Annotated in this window: 12 protein-coding genes and 1 pseudogene; 6 read left to right on the top strand and 7 right to left on the bottom strand. The window is 68.3% G+C overall.

Features of this window, described 5'->3' with window-relative positions; genetic code table 11:
* From A9X05_RS28610 to A9X05_RS28600, 3 genes and pseudogenes are all read right to left on the bottom strand, one after another.
* Window positions 1-773, bottom strand: a pseudogene (locus tag A9X05_RS28610) (O-antigen ligase domain-containing protein); the annotation flags it as partial.
* Window positions 774-799: 26 nt separating this feature from the next.
* Entirely contained in the window at window positions 800-2,251 is a 1,452-nt protein-coding gene (locus A9X05_RS28605) for a polysaccharide biosynthesis tyrosine autokinase (protein ID WP_067758031.1), read from the bottom strand.
* Window positions 2,252-2,430: 179 nt separating this feature from the next.
* Window positions 2,431-4,074, bottom strand: coding sequence for a hypothetical protein (locus A9X05_RS28600; protein ID WP_067758171.1), 1,644 nt, complete (start codon window positions 4,072-4,074; stop codon window positions 2,431-2,433).
* A 344-nt stretch (window positions 4,075-4,418) separates the two neighbouring features.
* On the opposite strand from A9X05_RS28600, the gene A9X05_RS28595 reads away from it, so the two are divergent.
* Complete coding sequence (locus A9X05_RS28595) at window positions 4,419-5,213, top strand: FkbM family methyltransferase (RefSeq protein WP_067785721.1); 795 nt, start codon at window positions 4,419-4,421, stop codon at window positions 5,211-5,213.
* 80 nt (window positions 5,214-5,293) lie between these two features.
* Here A9X05_RS28595 and A9X05_RS28590 read toward each other — a convergent pair whose 3' ends face one another.
* Together A9X05_RS28590 and A9X05_RS28585 are read right to left on the bottom strand one after the other, a co-directional pair.
* On the bottom strand, window positions 5,294-7,156 hold the full coding sequence (locus A9X05_RS28590) for a bifunctional diguanylate cyclase/phosphodiesterase (RefSeq protein ID WP_067758174.1): 1,863 nt from the start codon (window positions 7,154-7,156) through the stop codon (window positions 5,294-5,296).
* A 235-nt stretch (window positions 7,157-7,391) separates the two neighbouring features.
* Window positions 7,392-9,008, bottom strand: a complete 1,617-nt coding sequence (locus tag A9X05_RS28585) for a hypothetical protein (RefSeq protein ID WP_067785724.1) — start codon at window positions 9,006-9,008, stop codon at window positions 7,392-7,394.
* Between the two features lie 290 nt (window positions 9,009-9,298).
* Here A9X05_RS28585 and A9X05_RS28580 point away from each other — a divergent pair, with 290 nt between their 5' ends.
* From A9X05_RS28580 to A9X05_RS28570, 3 genes are read left to right on the top strand one after another with little or no spacing between them, the layout of a single operon-like run.
* Complete coding sequence (locus A9X05_RS28580) at window positions 9,299-10,480, top strand: NAD(P)/FAD-dependent oxidoreductase (protein ID WP_067785718.1); 1,182 nt, start codon at window positions 9,299-9,301, stop codon at window positions 10,478-10,480.
* Window positions 10,477-11,388: an RNA polymerase sigma-70 factor gene (locus A9X05_RS28575; RefSeq protein WP_067785715.1), complete on the top strand. Its 912-nt coding sequence runs from the start codon at window positions 10,477-10,479 to the stop codon at window positions 11,386-11,388. Before A9X05_RS28580 ends, A9X05_RS28575 begins: the two co-directional genes overlap by 4 nt.
* A gap of 60 nt (window positions 11,389-11,448) precedes the next feature.
* Window positions 11,449-12,702, top strand: a complete 1,254-nt coding sequence (locus A9X05_RS28570; protein ID WP_067758043.1) for an aminodeoxychorismate synthase component I — start codon at window positions 11,449-11,451, stop codon at window positions 12,700-12,702.
* 3 nt (window positions 12,703-12,705) lie between these two features.
* Here A9X05_RS28570 and rsmI read toward each other — a convergent pair whose 3' ends face one another.
* On the bottom strand, window positions 12,706-13,542 hold the full coding sequence (rsmI, locus tag A9X05_RS28565; protein WP_067758180.1) for a 16S rRNA (cytidine(1402)-2'-O)-methyltransferase: 837 nt from the start codon (window positions 13,540-13,542) through the stop codon (window positions 12,706-12,708).
* A 25-nt stretch (window positions 13,543-13,567) separates the two neighbouring features.
* Between rsmI and A9X05_RS28560 the strand changes: the two genes are divergently transcribed.
* Together A9X05_RS28560 and A9X05_RS28555 are read left to right on the top strand one after the other, a co-directional pair.
* Window positions 13,568-15,136, top strand: coding sequence for a dolichyl-phosphate-mannose--protein mannosyltransferase (locus A9X05_RS28560; RefSeq protein ID WP_067758046.1), 1,569 nt, complete (start codon window positions 13,568-13,570; stop codon window positions 15,134-15,136).
* 104 nt (window positions 15,137-15,240) lie between these two features.
* Complete coding sequence (locus A9X05_RS28555; protein WP_067785712.1) at window positions 15,241-16,089, top strand: DUF559 domain-containing protein; 849 nt, start codon at window positions 15,241-15,243, stop codon at window positions 16,087-16,089.
* Window positions 16,090-16,137: 48 nt separating this feature from the next.
* On the opposite strand, the gene A9X05_RS28550 is transcribed toward A9X05_RS28555, so the two are convergent.
* The coding region (locus A9X05_RS28550; RefSeq protein WP_231975389.1) for an arginine deiminase family protein at window positions 16,138-16,444 on the bottom strand (307 nt) is incomplete at its 5' end.

The raw sequence follows: 16,444 nt of genomic DNA, 5'->3' as shown, positions 1-16,444 counted from the left end.
CCCGCCGCGACGGCCATCGAGATAAGCGTGTTCCGGGAGAACGACAGCAGCGAAATGATCAGCGCGGGTGGGCCGAGGGTCAGCAGCGTGGCAGGCCTCAGGCAGCCGATGATGGCGGCGGCCACCAGCGCGCTCAGCGTCGCGGTGGCCGGGGATTGCGTGGTCAGGATGATCCGGACAGCTTGGTCGGCGCCGGTCGCGGCCCCCAGACTCTCGGCCCTGCCCGCCAGCCGGATGGCATGCAGCGAACTCACGACCGCCATGCCCGCCGAAAACCACAGGATGCCGGCCGTCACGCGGATCGACGACTTGATGTAGTCGCCGTACACCACCAACATCGCCAGCACGAAGCCCACGACGATCTCGAGCATGGACAGTGATTCGCGCAGCACGATGGTGGCGTCATGCCCGTTCTCGAATCCGGCCGCCGTCGACATCACGAGAACGACCAGGAACACGGCGGGCAGCCAGAAATCGGAGAATCGCGGTCGCACAATCGGAATCAGGTAGCCGATGGCCAGCATCGCGGCCAGCAGGTACAAGTAGATGACCGCGGGGCCGACGACTTTGCCGACGTGCAGGCCCTGGGGCAGCGCCGCGAACGCCCCCACCAGCGCCACCCATACCATCGCCTCGGGTCTCACCCAATAGACGACCAGGCAGAAGGTTGCGGCGATCAGCATGATGCCCTCGGTGGTGAGTCGCACCGAGAGCACGCCGAACACGAAACATCCGAACAGGAACAGCGCCAGCGAGGCTGCGCTCATGGCCATGCGATGCCGACTGCGCAGGTAGAAGATCACGTCGAAGGACTGGCCTTCGAACGGTAGACCTGGGCGGCGGCCTTGCGGTGCAGCGACAGCCTCGCGTCGGTCAGGACCGTACCGACGATCTCCGCGTTGGCCGAGCGCAAAGTTGCCAACGCGTCCTTGAGTTCGTCGGTCGTGGTGCGTCCCGCCCGGACCACCAGCACCGTCGCCTGAACGGCGCCGGACAGCAGGACCGCGTCGGCCGTGGCCAGCACCGGCGGTCCGTCGACCACGATCCGGTCGAATCGCGACGACAATTCCCCCAGCACGGTGTCGAGCACTTCCGGCGGGTAAGCGGAGCAGGGCAAGGTCTCCCGGCGGGCCGCGCGTGACGCCAGGACGAACAGCCTCGGGAAGGGTGTCGGTTTGACGGCTTCGGCCGCGATCTCGGGGTTCGCCAGCGCGTTGGCCAAACCCTCCCCCGATTCGACCTTCAGCAAGCCGCCGATCACCGGCCGGCGGGTGTCGCCCTCGACCACCAGTACGTCGTCACCGACCTCGGCGAATGCCCGGGACAAGTTGAGGACCGTCGTCGTCGTCCCCTCCCCCCCGAACGGTGACGCCACCAGCAGCCGGCGCCCCTCGGGGCCGATCGCCCTGCGCACCCGGGTACGCATGTCCCGCACGGCGTCGTCGAACGTGACGTCGGTGCCGAACCGCGGAGCCCCGCCGCGCCGTCGCGGCAACTCGCCGAGCGTCGGCAGGCCCGACAGCTGTTCCAGCTTTTCGCGGGTGCGCACGGTGCGGTCGCTGGCCTCGCGGGTCAGCGCCACGGCCATGCCGAGAAGCAGGCCGGCGACCACGCCCATCGCCATGTTGCGTACCGGTGCCGGGGTAACCGCATGGTCGGGAACCTGAGGCGGTTCCACCACCCGCGCCCTCGCCACCGGGAGCGGCTTTCCGTTCTGCTCCTGAACGCCCGGGGTTTCCCGGGGCTGGCCCGGCGGCGTCGTCGCATCGGTGGGTTCGGGCCGGGGGCCCGCGGCGGGGCCATCCAGACGCGAAACCGTGCCCAGCGTCGGGATGATCGCGGCGAATTGGTCGGCCATCGCTCCCGCCAGCGCTGCCGCCCGCCTCGGGTCTGTGTCTTTGACCGTGATGGTGAACAGCTGCGATTTAGCGGTGTACTTCACCTGGGTTTGGGTCAGCAGGTCGTCGGCACTCATCGATAGCTGAAGTTGTTTGATCGCGCGGTCGGCCACCGTCCGGCCGCCGGCGATCTGGGCGTACGACGACAGCCGTTCCTGCGCCGTGAGGGTGCCGTTGTACAGCTCGGTCAGGTCGGTGGCCCCGGAGAACGAGATCAGGACGGTGGTCGACGACTGGTAATGCTTGGTCTGCAATGCGGTGATGGCCGCGGCGCCGATCGTGCACGCCAGCACCGCGGCGGCTGCCAGCTTCCAGTGCGCGACGAGAATCCGGACAAAGGTACGGAAATCCATCGACCAACGGCCTTTCTGAAAGCTTCGGCGGCGCGAAAGCATCCATCCGGTCGGTTATCGGATGGGCAAAAACATTGAACATTATTGAAGCATCGTCATGCGGTGTTTGCCCGAAAAGCGATTCTTCAAGGCGATCCGGGCGGCTCGAAATCCCGGCGGCGACCGCCGCAGGCCGTCTTTCACGGTCGGGGGCCGGCCGTGAGCACATCGCGCGATATGTTGACCGTCGCCAGTGGGTAGCCGCCCGAGCCGTCACGGCCGTTGCGGGCCAACTGCATGGGCGGGTAATTCACCACGCGCGATGCGTCCGGCTTGTGCTGTTGCCATTCCACCGAGGCCCGCAGCGTGTAGTTGCCGGGGGCCAGGCCGGCCAGGTCGAGCTTGACCGACTCGGTCGACGACGCCGCAACGGGTTCATTGCCAGGGTTGCCGCCGGGGTCGTTGTGGACCAGCGTCTTCAGGTTGACGGTCGTCGGGAGCGTGCGGACCACCGCGCCCGAGAAGTTCACCAGCTGGTAGCGGGGAGCCCATTTCTCGATCGCGGCGGCAGAACCGTAGTTGGTCCAAGTCACGGCGATCGTCGCGACGCCGTCGTGAACTGGTTGCGGGCTCGGGCGCGCCTCGACCGAGTACCGATACCCGGCGGCGACGTTCGCCTGCGCCCACAGCAGGTACAGGGCGGGGTCCATCGGGGTCGTCGATTCAGCGTCCGCGAAGTCGCAACTCGAAGTCATCGCGACGTGATATTTGATGACGTCGTGTAAGGCCTTTTGGTAGTAGGACTGCGGCGAGGTGCCGTTCGGCAGCAGGCACCATTCGGTGATGACCGGCGCGGTGAGCAACCTGTCTTTCAGTTGGGCGATGACCGGATCCTTCTGCTGCACATAACGCGAGCCGTCCAATTCGACCCAGCCGGGCAACGGGGCGATCACCCCCAGGCAATCGGCCCGCACCCCCACCGGCGCTGCCACCTTCTTGGTGACTTCATCGGAGAGCATTTCGCGCACGATTTCCGGATTGAGCAGTGTCGTGATCAACTGCGTCCGCCGAAACGCGCTCACCGTCGCCGCCACCAGCTGCCTGATCGATGCGATCGTGATGCTCTGATCCCGGAACTGGCTGTAATAGCCCAGCTTCGCGACACTTTCCTCGGGCGAAGGACCGGGAGCGCCCAGCGTGTCGCGCAGATAGGCGATGTGGTTCTCGCTCCAATCCCCGTAGCCGGAGAACTCGAAAACGCTCAGCCGCTCGTCGCCGTCATACCGCCGCCCGAGCGCGGCGAGCAATTGTCCGAAGGCGTCGAGGTACTTGGGGTCGTTCCACTTCGGCACCACCTGCACGACCCCGGGCGTCCACCAATACCGTGCCGGTCCGGCGTAGTCGGTGGCGGCCGAGCGCATCCAGTCGGGGATCGCGATGTTGGTGTTGTTCGGGAACACCGTGTCACAGCAGGAGTGGTAGGCGACGATGCGAAGGGTCATCCGCATGTTTCTGCCGGCCAACTTGTTCAGCGCGTCATCGATCACGCTGAAGTCGAATTTCTGATCGTCCGGGGCGTCGGGGGGCAGCGTGCTGGGATCGGTGGGCTGTAACTGGCGCCAGGTGACACGCAGGCTGGCGTCGTCCGACGCGGGCCAGGCCGGGTACCGCTGCTGCGCGGGATTGGCTTGTGGGAACAGCGGGATCAGAAGATCTTCGTATTGGCCGCGCAGCGGATTCTGGACGTCCTGGACGGACAGCGGTATCGCGGGGCTGACTATCGCGGTCACCAGCTCGGGGTTTGCGCGGCCACCACACCCGTTCAACAAGAGCGTCGCGCAAATGGCGACCAGCAGTGTGGCCTTCCTCAACGCCCGGGCCGGGTCGGCGAACACGGACGTCGGCGAGGTCGGCATTCCGCACACCGAACGTGCGCCCTCCATCAGCTTCAAGGACTGACACCTCTCCGGTCGCTGGCGCTCTCCACCGCGAAGCGCACTGAAATCGGCAACGATGCAACGCTGCCCCACATCATCGGTCAATCATGCACATCTTCGATGCATATCCCGGCCACTGTTCAGTGGCGCCGGGGTGGGCGCGTTCCCGGACAGCAACCGGGCCAACCACTGGTGTTGGTATGGTCGCGCAATCCGCTGATCCCTCCGGGAATCGCTCAGGAGACCGCACGATGCCTTTGGTTCGATCGGCCACACGTCCGCTGGCGCCCGCAGTGAAGGCACTCGCGCCGCGTTTCTTCTGGCGGCGGAAATTCCGCATCCTGCAACGCCTTGGGCAGAGCCGGGCGGACATCCAGTTGGCGGTTTCGTTGTGCGACCCGAACCGGATCTCGCTGGACATCGGCGCCGACGTCGGACAATTCACGATCGCCATGCTGGCGTCGTCGCGGTCGGTGATCGCGTTCGAACCCCGGCCCGCGCAGGCTCGCGATCTGGCCGCGATGTTCGACGCCGCCAGCGTTCCCGTACGGGTGGAGGCGATCGCGCTTTCCGACACCGCCGGCGTCGGGACGATGAGAGTGGTCGAATCCGAGCCCGGCCGCAGCACGATCGACACCACCAACATCCTGAGCGACGTCGGCGACGGCGGGATCCGAAGCATCGAGGTCCCCATCAAGCGGCTCGACGATCTACGCCTGCACGACATCGGCATGATCAAGATCGACGTCGAGGGCCATGAACTCGCCGTATTGCGCGGCGCCACAGATACTCTCGCGCGGGACCGGCCCGCGATCATGGTGGAGGCCGAGCAACGGCATTACCCCAACGCGGTTGCCGAGATCACCGAGCTGTTGCGCCGCTCCGGCTACTCCGGGTATTTCGATCTCGATGGCGTTCGGCGGCCGATCGACGATTTCGACCCGCGCGAGCACCAGGACCCAGCCAACGTCGGCGACCGGGAGAACGACTGGGCGCCGCGCGGCGTCTATGTCAACAACTTCGTCTTCATCCCTCGGGAAGAGTGAGCGGTGGGCGGCACGCCGCCGGCTCTCGGCGACGATGACCGCCGCGCGAGTTGTCGATGTCCGGGGCCATCGGTGCGATGCTAGGTGGCGCCCGTCGGCAATGCCTTGCGCCCGGTCAAAAACGGCAACGGCAGCCAGCGCGCGGCCAGCAGCGCCTCCATCGCGTCCGCGGGAACGGGACGCGACAACAGAAAACCCTGGGCCCGCCGGCACCCGTGCTGGATCAAAGTCATTGCTGCGACCGGTGTTTCGACTCCCTCGGCCACCACGTCCAGACCGAACGCCTCGGCCAGCCCGATGATGGCGCGAACGATCGCCAGGTCACCGGCGTTGTTGCCCAAGTCGCGCACGAACCCGGTGTCGATCTTGAGCATGTCGACGGGCAGGGATTTCAGATGCGACAACACCGCGTAGCCGGTGCCGAAGTCGTCGATGGCCAGCTGCACGCCGATTTCCTTGAGCTCCGCCAACGTCTTTCGAGTGGTCTCGATGTCGTGCACGACGGCGCGCTCGGTGATCTCCAGGCACACCGAGCCGGCGTCGAGACCGAACTCGTCGATGGTGTTGGCGACGTCGCGCACGAACCCGCGGGTGATGAGCTGAAGCGGCGACACGTTGATCCGCATCACGGTGCCCCGGCCGAGCCCGTTCGCCTGCCAGCGACCGAAGTCGGCGCACGCGGTGCGCATCACCCAGCGGCCCAATTCCATTGCCAGGTTGGTCGATTCGGCGATCCCGATGAACGAATCCGGCAGTAGCAGCCCCCAGATCGGGTGGCGCCAGCGCACCAGTGCCTCGGCGCCCACGATGGCGCCGGTCGACAGGTCGACCTCCGGCAGGTAGTGCAGCAGCAACGCCTCGCTGCCGATGTCGCCTTGCAGATGCAACTCGATGTCGTTGCGGAACGCGCGCTTGAGCGACATGTCATCGGTGGACACCGCGATCTGGTTGCCACCCCCGCGCTTGGCCGTCAGCACCGCCTCGTCGGCGCGGCGGAGGAGGTCGGTGCAGTTGTCCCGCCCCGGGACGCCGACCGCGAGCCCGACGCTGACCGTGCGGCTGATCACGTGGCCGCCGATGGCCAGGCGTTCGCACAGCATGCCAGAGAGGCTGCGGGCGAACGATTCCGCGTGCTCGGGCGACATCGGCTGGTCGGGTACGACGACGAACTCGTCCCCGCCCAGCCGGGCGATCGTGCAGTCGGGAGCGCAGATCTTGATGCGTTGCGCGAAGACCCGGATGAACCAGTCACCCGCGGTGTGCCCGAGGTAGTCGTTGATCGGTTTGAGCCGGTCGAGGTCGAGGTACAGGACCGCGACGGGCCCGGGGCGACCCGTCAAGAGCCGCTCGGTCAGGTGCGCGACCAGGGCGCGGCGGTTGAACAGCCCGGTCAGATCGTCGTGCTCGGCCAGATAGCGGAGCTTGTCTTCGGCCGCGATGCGGGCCTGCAGCTGCGCGAACAGCGCGGCGACGGCCTCGAGCGTGTTGATCTCCTCCTGCTCCCACTTGCGGGCGCCGAACTTGACGAAGCCGAGCAGGCCGGTGGTCGTCTCGCCGGAGACCAGTGGGGCGGCGGCCACCGAGGGCGAGGCGGCCACTTTGGCCCCGCCCACCGGGCGGCGGAAATAGCGTTTGGATTGGGCCGGCCGGATCACCACCGGTTTGCGCCCCTGCTTGCACTGCGCAAGCACCGACTCCGCGATGTCCAGCTGGGCGAAGGCCGCCGGCTCCGGGTCCGAAGCGTCGGTTCGCGGCGGCCACTCGGCGACCAGCGTCGACGCTCGGGTGTGCGGGTCGAGGTAGCGCAAGAAGCTGGCGTCCACGTCGAACTGCTCGACCAGCTGCGCGAGCACCTTCTCGCTCACCAGATGGGCCGTGGCTGCGGTCGCCTCCATCAACTGCGTGGCGACGGAGGTGACGACCAAGTCCAGACTGCGCGGCACGGTCTCCTCCGATACGGGCGTGCATCCCACCTGTCGAGGGTTGCCCGATCGGGGAATGTTCTTGCTGGCGAATCCCGTCGACCGCGCGCCCATGCGCATCGGCGGGGCCCTCTGGTTCGCTTCGTCGGTCCATCCGGAGCAGGGCAGGTCACGATGGGTATTGGTCAGCAGAACGTATCACGCGGGAGGCGCCGGATCCCCGGTAACGAGCAACTTCCGGTCCGACCGCTGCGCGTCATTGACCGCTGGCGGCCGCGTCGCTGGCGATGTCCAGTGTCGCGATCGGATACAGGCCGGAACCGTCGCGACCGTCGCGGGCCAGTGCCATCGGCGCGTAGTTCACCACGTGCGAGGCGCCCGGCTTGTGCTGCTGCCATTCCACGGACGCCCGCAGTGTGTAGTGCCCGGGCGGCAGGCCGGTCACGTCGACGCGCACCGATTCCGTCGTGGACTCCGGAACCGCCTCCTCGCGTGACGGGCTGGAGTCGTCGTGGACCAGCGACTTGAGGTTGACCGTCCCCGCGATGGTGCGGACCACCGCTCCCGAGAAATCGACCAGCTTGTATCCGGGCGTCCACTGTTCGGTGGCCGCGGCGGAGCCATAGTTGGTCCAGACGACGGAGATCGAAGCGACCTTGCCCTGGATCGACTGCGATCCAGGCTTGGCCTCCACCGAATACCGGTAACCGGCGGCGGTGTTCGCCTTCGCCCACAGGAGGTACAGCTTGGGATCCATCGCCGACGTCGCATCCCGGTCGGGGAAGTTCGCGCTGGACGTCATCGAGACGTGATACCTCACCACGTCGTGCAGGGCCTTCTCGTAGTAGGACCGGGGGTCGGCCCCGTTCGGCAGCCGGCACCACTGGCTGATCACCAGCGCCGAGGTGAGCCGCTGCTTGATCGCGTTGACGGCCGCGTCGTTGAAGCGCACGTAGTGAGAGTCGCTGGACTCGGCCCATTCCGGCAGGGGCGACTGCACGCCAAGGCAATCCGCGCGGATGCCGACCGGCGCGGACAGCTTCCTCGTCACCTCGTCGGCGATCAACTCGCGGACGATTTCCGGATTCTCGGCCGTGGTCACCAATTGGGTGTGGCCGAACGCGCCCACGTTGGCGGCCACCAGCTTCGCGATGGACGCCTTGGTGATGGTCTGATCGCGAAACTGACTGTAATAGCCCAACTTCGGCTGGCTGTCGTCCGGCGTGGGACCCGGCGCGCCGAGCGCGTCGCGCAAGTACGCGAGGCTGTTCTCGCCGAAATCGCCGTAGCCGGAGAACTCGAAGACGCTGAGCCGCTCGTCGCCGTCGTAGCGGCGACCGAGCGCGGCGAGCAGCTGGCCGAAGTTGTTGAGGTAGTCGGCGTCGTTCCAATTCGGCACCACCTGCGTGACTCCCGGTGCGGAGCTGTTGGGCGGCGCGGGAAGGCTGGTGGCCGCCGAACGGATCCAGTCCGGGATCGCGATGTTGGTGTTGCCGGCATAGGAATCGTTGCAACAGGATTTGTAGGTGTACACGCCCAGGATCAGCCGCATGTTGCGGCTGCCCAGCTTCGTCAGCGCGTCGTCGATCGCACTGAAGTCGAACTTACGGTCGTCGGGAGCGTCGGCGGGCAGCGTGCGCGGGTCGACCGGCTGTAACTGCCGCCACGAAACCCGCAGACTGGCGTCGTACGACGCGGGCCACGCCGCGTACCGCTGTGCGGAATTGCCTTGCGGGAAAAGCGGATTCATGCCCTCTTCGTATTGACCGCGCAGCGGGTTGGGGATCTCCTGAGCGGTGGGCGGAATGGCGGGACTGACCATGGCGGAGAGTGGCCCGGGATCGCTCTTGCCGCCGCACCCGCTCAGCACCATCGCCGTGCACACGACAGCGGCCAGCGCGCTCTTCCTCGACTTCACGGTTGCTTCTCCCAAGACACACCGATGCTCACTGAAGTGGCCCCATGCTGCTGGGTTATCGGGTGCGTGTTTCCGACGCGGGGCAGGTCACGAATTGGCGTAGCGCAGCCTAGCACGCAGCACCCGGCGGCCCCCCGATCCGAGAGCCGCAGCAGTGAGACGGGTCACAATATGGGCGGCCCTGTCACGCACGAGGGGTCCGCGGTGTCTCAAGGGCATCAGGCCCGTGAGAACAGGAGACAGCAATGACCGAGGTGGCCGCCCAGAAAGTTCATGTCGTCGTGGTCGGAGGCGGATACGCCGGAACCCTCGCCGCGAACCATCTGCGCCAGCGTCCGGACATCGACATCACCCTGGTGAACGCCCGCCCGGTCTTCGTGGAGCGGATCCGCCTGCACCAGTTGGTCGCCGACACCGGCGCCGCGACCGCCGACTACGCGACGCTGCTCGGCGACGGTATCCGGTTGGTCGTCGACACCGTCGAGCGCATCGACGCCACCGACCGGCGCGTGCTGTTGTCCTCGGGCGCCGAGCTCGACTACGACTATTTGATCTACGCCGTCGGCAGCACCGGCGCGACCCCGACCACCGTGCCCGGATTCGCGGACTTCGCCTACCCGATCGCCGACCTGGAGAGCGCCCAGCGGCTGCGCTACGCACTCGCCGACTTGCCCCTGGCCGCGCCCGTCACCGTCGTCGGCGGCGGGCTGACCGGCATCGAGACGGCTTCCGAGCTGGCCGAACGGGGTCGGCAGGTGACCCTGGTGTGCGGCGAGGCGCTCGGCCCGTCGCTGAGCAGGCGCGGCCGCCGGTCCGTCGCCAGGCGACTGCGCGGTTTCGGGGTCAACGTGCTGGAATCCGCGACGGTGGCCGAGGTGCGCTGGGACGCGGTGGTGTTGAGCGACGGCGGGGTGCTGCCGAGCGCGGCCACCATCTGGACGGCCGGCTTCGCCGTGCCGGACTTGGCCGTCCGCAGCGGCCTGAGCACTGACGTGCTGGGCCGGCTGCTCACCGACGAGACGCTGACCAGCGTCGACAACCCCTACGTCGTCGCGGCGGGTGACGCCGCCGCGCCGTCGGGCCAGCCGCTGCGGATGAGCTGCCAGGCCGCCGGGCCGCTGGGCGCGCAGGCGGCCAACACCGTGCTCAGCCGCATCTCCGGAACCGCTCCCGCCCCGCTCAGCCAGGCGTTCGTCGGCCAGTGCATCAGCCTCGGCCGCACCTACGGGACGGTCCAGCTGGCCCACACCGACGACACCCCGGTGAACCTGGCGATCGGCGGCCGCACCGCCGCGTCGATCAAGGAGGCCATTTGCAAGGGCACGCTGTGGGCCATCCGGCGCGAGGCCGCCAAGCCCGGCTCCTACCGCTGGATCAAGGGCGGCAAGCGGCCCGCGCAGGAGCCGACCGAGATCGCACTGCGATGACGCACCCACCCACCGACAATGAGCACGCCGAACGATTCACCGTGCTGCGGCCGCTGTTGTTCACCATCGCCTACGAGATGCTCGGTTCGGCCACCGAGGCCGACGACGTGCTGCAGGACAGCTATCTGCGGTGGGCGGCGGTCGACTTGTCCACGGTCCGCGACACCAAGTCCTACCTGGCCCAGCTGGTGACCCGGCAGGCGCTCAACGCCCTGCGCGCCGACGCGCGCCGACGCGAGGAGTACGTGGGCCCATGGCTGCCCGAACCGCTGCTGCTCGACGAGCAGGATCCCTCCGCGGACGTCGTTCTGGCGGAATCGATTTCGATGGCGATGCTGGTCCTGCTGGAAACGCTGAGCCCCGACGAGCGGGCGGTGTTCCTGCTGCGCGAGGTGTTCGGCTTCGACTACGGGGAGATCGCGGAGGCGGTGGGCCGGCCGGCGCCGACGGTACGGCAGGTGGCGCACCGGGCGCGCGAACACGTGCGGGCGCGGCGCAAGAGGTTCGACGCCGCCGACCCGCAACGCAACGCCGAGCTCACCGCCCAGTTCCTCCAGACGGCCGCCAGCGGTGACGTCGAGACGCTGATGACGATGCTCGCCCCCGACGCCACCTGGACGGCGGACAGTGGTGGCAAGGTCAGCGCGGCCCGCCGGCCCGTGGTGGGCGCCGACCGGGTGGCCCGCGCCATCGTCGGCCTGATCCGCAAGGCGACCGAGTTCGCGGGATTCCGCGTGGAAATGGTGACCTGCAACAGCGCGCCCGCCGTGCTGCTCTACCTCGGCGACCACCTCGAAGGGGTGATCACGCTGGAGATCGCCGACGCCTTGATCACCAACTTCTACGTGACCCGCAACCCGGACAAGCTGGCGGCGCTGGCGACCGCCCGCGACGTCAGCCGCGGTTAGGGTCCGGCAGGTCGACGGCGCCCGCAGTGCGAAAACCCGCCCTTCTGTCAAGCTAGGGCGGTGCGTATCGACCGGCTCGGTGACCTTGGTGCGGCACCCCAGGTGCTGCGCGCCGTCGGCGACGCCACGGCACGCCTCGGCCTGCCGCCGCCGGCCGCGCTGACCGGCGACTGGTTCGGCTCGCTCGCGGTGATCGCACCGAGCGTGTCGGCCCAGCCGGTCGACCCCGACGCCGCTTTCGCCGTCCAGCAGAACCCGCAGACCGTCGACCCGCGGGCGGTGGGCGGCGGCTGGGTCGGTTACCTCTCCTACCCCGATCCCGGCGCCGACGACCGGCCGAACCGCATCCCCGAAGCCGCCGGCGGCTGGACCGACTGCGTGCTGCGCCGCGACCGGGACGGGCAGTGGTGGTACGAGAGCCTTTCCGGAGCCGCCGTTGCGGACTGGCTGGCCGCCGCGCTGGCCACGGCGCCTTCGCCGGTCCGCGACTGCCGGATCGACTGGGGTGCCGCCGACCGGGCCGCCCACCGCGACGGCGTGCTCAACTGCCTGGAGGCCATCCGCGCCGGCGAGGTTTACCAGGCGTGCGTGTGCACGCAATTCACCGGGACGATCAGCGGCGCCCCGCTGGATTTCTTCGCCGACGGCATCGCCCGCACCTCCCCCGCGCGCGGAGCCTACCTCGCCGGGCCGTGGGGCGCGGTGGCGTCGCTGTCTCCCGAGCTCTTCCTGCGGCGGCGCGGGACGCTCGTGACGTCCAGCCCGATCAAGGGCACCCTGCCGCTGGACGCGTGGCCGTCGGCGCTGCGGGCTTCGGCGAAAGAGGTCGCCGAAAACATCATGATCGTCGACCTGGTGCGTAACGACCTCGGCCGCGTGGCGATCGTCGGCACCGTCACCGTGCCCGAGTTGTTGGTGGTGCGGCGCGCCCCGGGCGTGTGGCACCTGGTGTCCACCGTGTCGGCGCGGGTGCCCGCCGAACTGCCGACGTCGGCGCTGCTGGACGCCGCCTTCCCGCCGGCCTCGGTCACCGGCACCCCCAAACACCGTGCCCGCCAACTGCTTTCGCAATGGGAGCCGCATCGGCGCGGAATATATTGCGGTACAATCGGTTTGGCCTCTCCCGTGGCGGGATGTGAACTCAACGTGGCGATTCGCACCGTCGAGTTCGACGCCGCGGGCAGCGCCGTGCTTGGCGTCGGCGGCGGCATCACCGCCGACTCGGATCCCGACGCCGAGTGGGCCGAATGCCTGCACAAGGCGTCGCCCATCGTCGGGCAGCCCCGCATCGCGGCCGCGTTCTCGGCAGGCTGACCCTCACGCGCGGCGCGACTGCAGGACCGCGTCGTAGAGCTGGCGCGACCGCACCCCGGGATGCTCGGCGGCCACCTCGCCGCAGGCGTCCTTCACCCGCGCACCGCCTGCGACCAGCTCCTCCACCCGGGCCACCAGCGACGGCAGGTCGACACGCGGGGCGGCGCCGGCCAGCACGACGGTGACTTCGCCGAGCACCCCGTCGTCCGCCCACGCCGCCAGCTCGTCGAGCGACCCGCGCACCACCTCCTCGTGCACCTTGGTCAGCTCCCGGCAGATCGCCGCCCGGCGGGCGCCGCCGAGTTGATCGACGGCGTCGCGCAAACACGCGGCGAGCCGGCGGGGCGATTCGAAGAACACGCAGGTGCGCCGCTCGTCGGCCAGCGAGTCCAGCCAGGCCCGCCGCGCGGCCTTCCTGCGCGGGGCGAACCCCTCGAAACAGAACTTCTCCGCGGGCAGCCCGGACAGGGCCAGCGCGGTCATCACCGCCGAGGGGCCGGGGAGGCAGGTCAGCGGGATCCCGGCATCCACGCACGCCGCCACCAGCCGGAAGCCCGGGTCGCTGATCAGCGGCATCCCGGCATCGCTGACCACCAGTACCGTCGCGCCGGCTTGCAGCGCGCTGATCAGCGGGTCCACCCGGGCTGCCTCGACCCGGTCGAACAGGCTGATCACCCGGCCGGTGATGGTGACGCCCAGGGCTTTCGCCAGCGTGCGCACCCGCCGGGTGTCCTCAGCCGCCACCACGTCGGCGTGAGTGAGGGCATCGATCAGGCGAGGCGAGGCGTCCGACGGCTGGCCCAACGGAGTCGCGCCCAGCAACAGGCGGCCAGTGGTCATGACGGACAGCCTACGATCGACACCGATGTCCGCCCCGCCCCGCGAAACCTTGGTCGCCGGCCAGGAGCGTGTCGTGCCCGCGGTCAGCCCGGGGCCGATGGTTCCGGTGGCCGACTTCGGTCCCACCGATCAGATTCGCGGCTGGGTCGTGACGGGCGTGATCGCCGTGCTGGCAACGATCAGCCGGTTCCTCAACCTCGGTTCGCCGACCGACGCCGGCACGCCCGTCTTCGACGAGAAGCACTATGCGCCCCAGGCCTGGCAGGCGCTGCACAACCACGGGGTGGAAGACAACCCGGGGTTCGGCCTGGTGGTCCACCCGCCGGTCGGCAAGCAGCTGATCGCGATCGGCGAGGCGATCTTCGGCTACAACGGCGTCGGCTGGCGGTTCACCGGCGCCCTGCTGGGCGTGGTGCTGGTTGTGCTGGTGACGCGGATCGTCCGGCGGATCAGCCGGTCCACGCTGGTCGGCGCGATCGCCGGGATTCTGGTGATCTGCGACGGCGTCAGCTTCGTCACCGCGCGGACCGCCCTGCTCGACGGCATCCTCACCTTCTTCGTGGTCGCGGCGTTCGGCGCGCTGATCGTCGACCGGGACCAGGTCCGCGAGCGGATGCACGTCGCGCTGCTGCAGGGGCGCGCCGCCGAGACGGTGTGGGGTCCGCGGCTCGGGGTGCGATGGTGGCGCTTCCTGGCGGGCGTCCTGCTCGGATTGGCTTGCGGGACAAAGTGGTCCGGGCTGTACTTCGTGTTGTTCTTCGGCGCGATGTCGCTGGCGTTCGACGTGGCGGCGCGGCGCCAGTACCAGGTGACCCGGCCCTGGGTGGGGGTCTTGCGGCGTGATCTGATCCCGACCGCGTACGCCCTGGTGGTCATCCCGTTCGCGGTGTACCTGGCCAGTTACGCGCCATGGTTCGCGTCCGAGACGGCGATCGACCGGCACGAGGTGGGCCAGTCGATCGGCCCCCATTCGGTGGTCCCGCTGCCGGATGCCATCCGGTCGCTATGGCATTACACCGCCAAGGCTTTCGACTTCCACAAGAGCCTGACCAACGCCGCAGGCAACTACCACCCGTGGGAGTCCAAGCCGTGGGCCTGGCCGATGTCGTTGCGGCCGGTGCTGTACGCGATCGACCAGCAGAACGTGTCCGGGTGCGGTGCGCAGTCGTGCGTCAAGGCGGAGATGCTGGTGGGCACCCCGGCCATGTGGTGGCTGGCGGTACCGGTCCTGGTCTACGCGTGTTGGCGCGCGTTCGTCCGTCGGGATTGGCGTTACGCCGTTGTGCTGACCGGTTATTGCGCGGGGTGGCTACCCTGGTTCGCCGACATCGACCGGCAGATGTACTTCTTCTACGCGGCGACGATGGGGCCGTTCCTGGTGATGGGCATCGCCCTGATATGTGGGGACATCCTCTATCCGCCCGGCCGTACTCACGGCCTGAGCTCGGAACGGCGCACGCTCGGGCTGATCGCGGTCTGTTGTTATGTGGCGTTGGTGGTGACCAACTTCGCCTGGCTGTTCCCGGTGCTCACCGGATTGCCGATTTCGCAGCAGACGTGGGACATGGAGATCTGGCTGCCCAGCTGGCGCTGACGTCTTCGGCGTCGAGATTGCCGTGAGGGCTGTACAAATCGCGTTGTCCACAACCATGGCGGCAATGTGAACGGGCCAGTGGTGGTGACGCTCATGATGAGCGCATGGCTAGGGTCTTTGTCGGGAGCGAAGCGATAGCGCGCGGATCGCTGACCCGGGGTCAATTGCGTTGGAATTACCGCCAAATCCATCGGGACGTATACGTGCCGAAGAACGCGGGCGCATCGCTCCATGACAATATCTACGCCGCCTGGCTGTGGTCGGGCCGGCGGGCGATCATCGCCGGCCGGGCCGCAGCCGCACTCCACGGAGCGAAATGGGTGGACGATTTTGTCCCGGTAGATGTCGTCGGGCCTTTCAACCACGCACCGCCCGGCATCATCGTCCGTCGGGACCATATCGCCGCCGAGGATCTCGTCGAACTCCATGGCCTACCGGTGACCAACCCGGCGCGAACGGCGTTCGATCTGGCCCGGCACCTACCCCGCGGTCTGGCGGTTGCCCAACTCGACGCGCTGTCGGCCGCGACGGCCCTCGACCCGTCAGACGTGACTCGGCTGATCGCTCGTAACAAGCGGGCCCGCGGCGTCCGACGATGCCAAGTCGCCCTGTCCCTGATGGACGGTGGTGCGCAATCGCCGAAAGAAAGCTGGTTGCGGCTGGTCTTGATCGACGCCGGTCTTCCACGGCCCACCACGCAGATCAGAGTCACCGACGGGCGGCTCGTGGCCTACCTGGATATGGGTTGGGAACAACCGATGGTCGCGGTGGAGTACGACGGCGAGCAGCACCGCACCGACAGAAGCCAGTACGTGAAGGACATTCGTCGAGCGGAGATGGTGAGCCGCCTCGGTTGGACTGTGATCAGGGTGATCAACGAGGACCGGCCCCGCGTCATCGTTCAACGGGCACGCGATGCGTTGGCGAGCCGATCGTCATCGAGATTGCCGTGAAGGCTGTGAACTGGCCGCCAATCACGACCACGCCGGCAATCTCGACGTCTAGCGCAACGGATCGCGGGCCACGGGGCACGACATGCACCGGGGGCCGCCGCGGCCGGTGCCCAGTTCGGAGCCCGCGATCGTGAGCACCTCGATGCCCGCGTCCTGCAGGCGGGCGTTGGTCTGCGCGTTGCGCTCGTAGGCGACGACGACGCCGGGCGCCAGCGCCAGCGTGTTGTTGCCGTCGTCCCACTGCTCCCGTTCGGCGACGACGGGGTCCAATCCGGTGTCGATGACGCGCAGCCGGTCGATCTCCAGCGCCTTGGCGGCGGCCTCCAGGAACGGCGCCTCGTCGCTGATGGCGACG

Origin of the sequence: Mycobacterium sp. E3298 (genome assembly GCF_001666895.1) — a bacterium.
Lineage (GTDB): Bacteria > Actinomycetota > Actinomycetes > Mycobacteriales > Mycobacteriaceae > Mycobacterium.
Note: the sequence above shows the minus strand (reverse complement) of the source record. Positions and strands in the feature narration are given on the sequence as shown.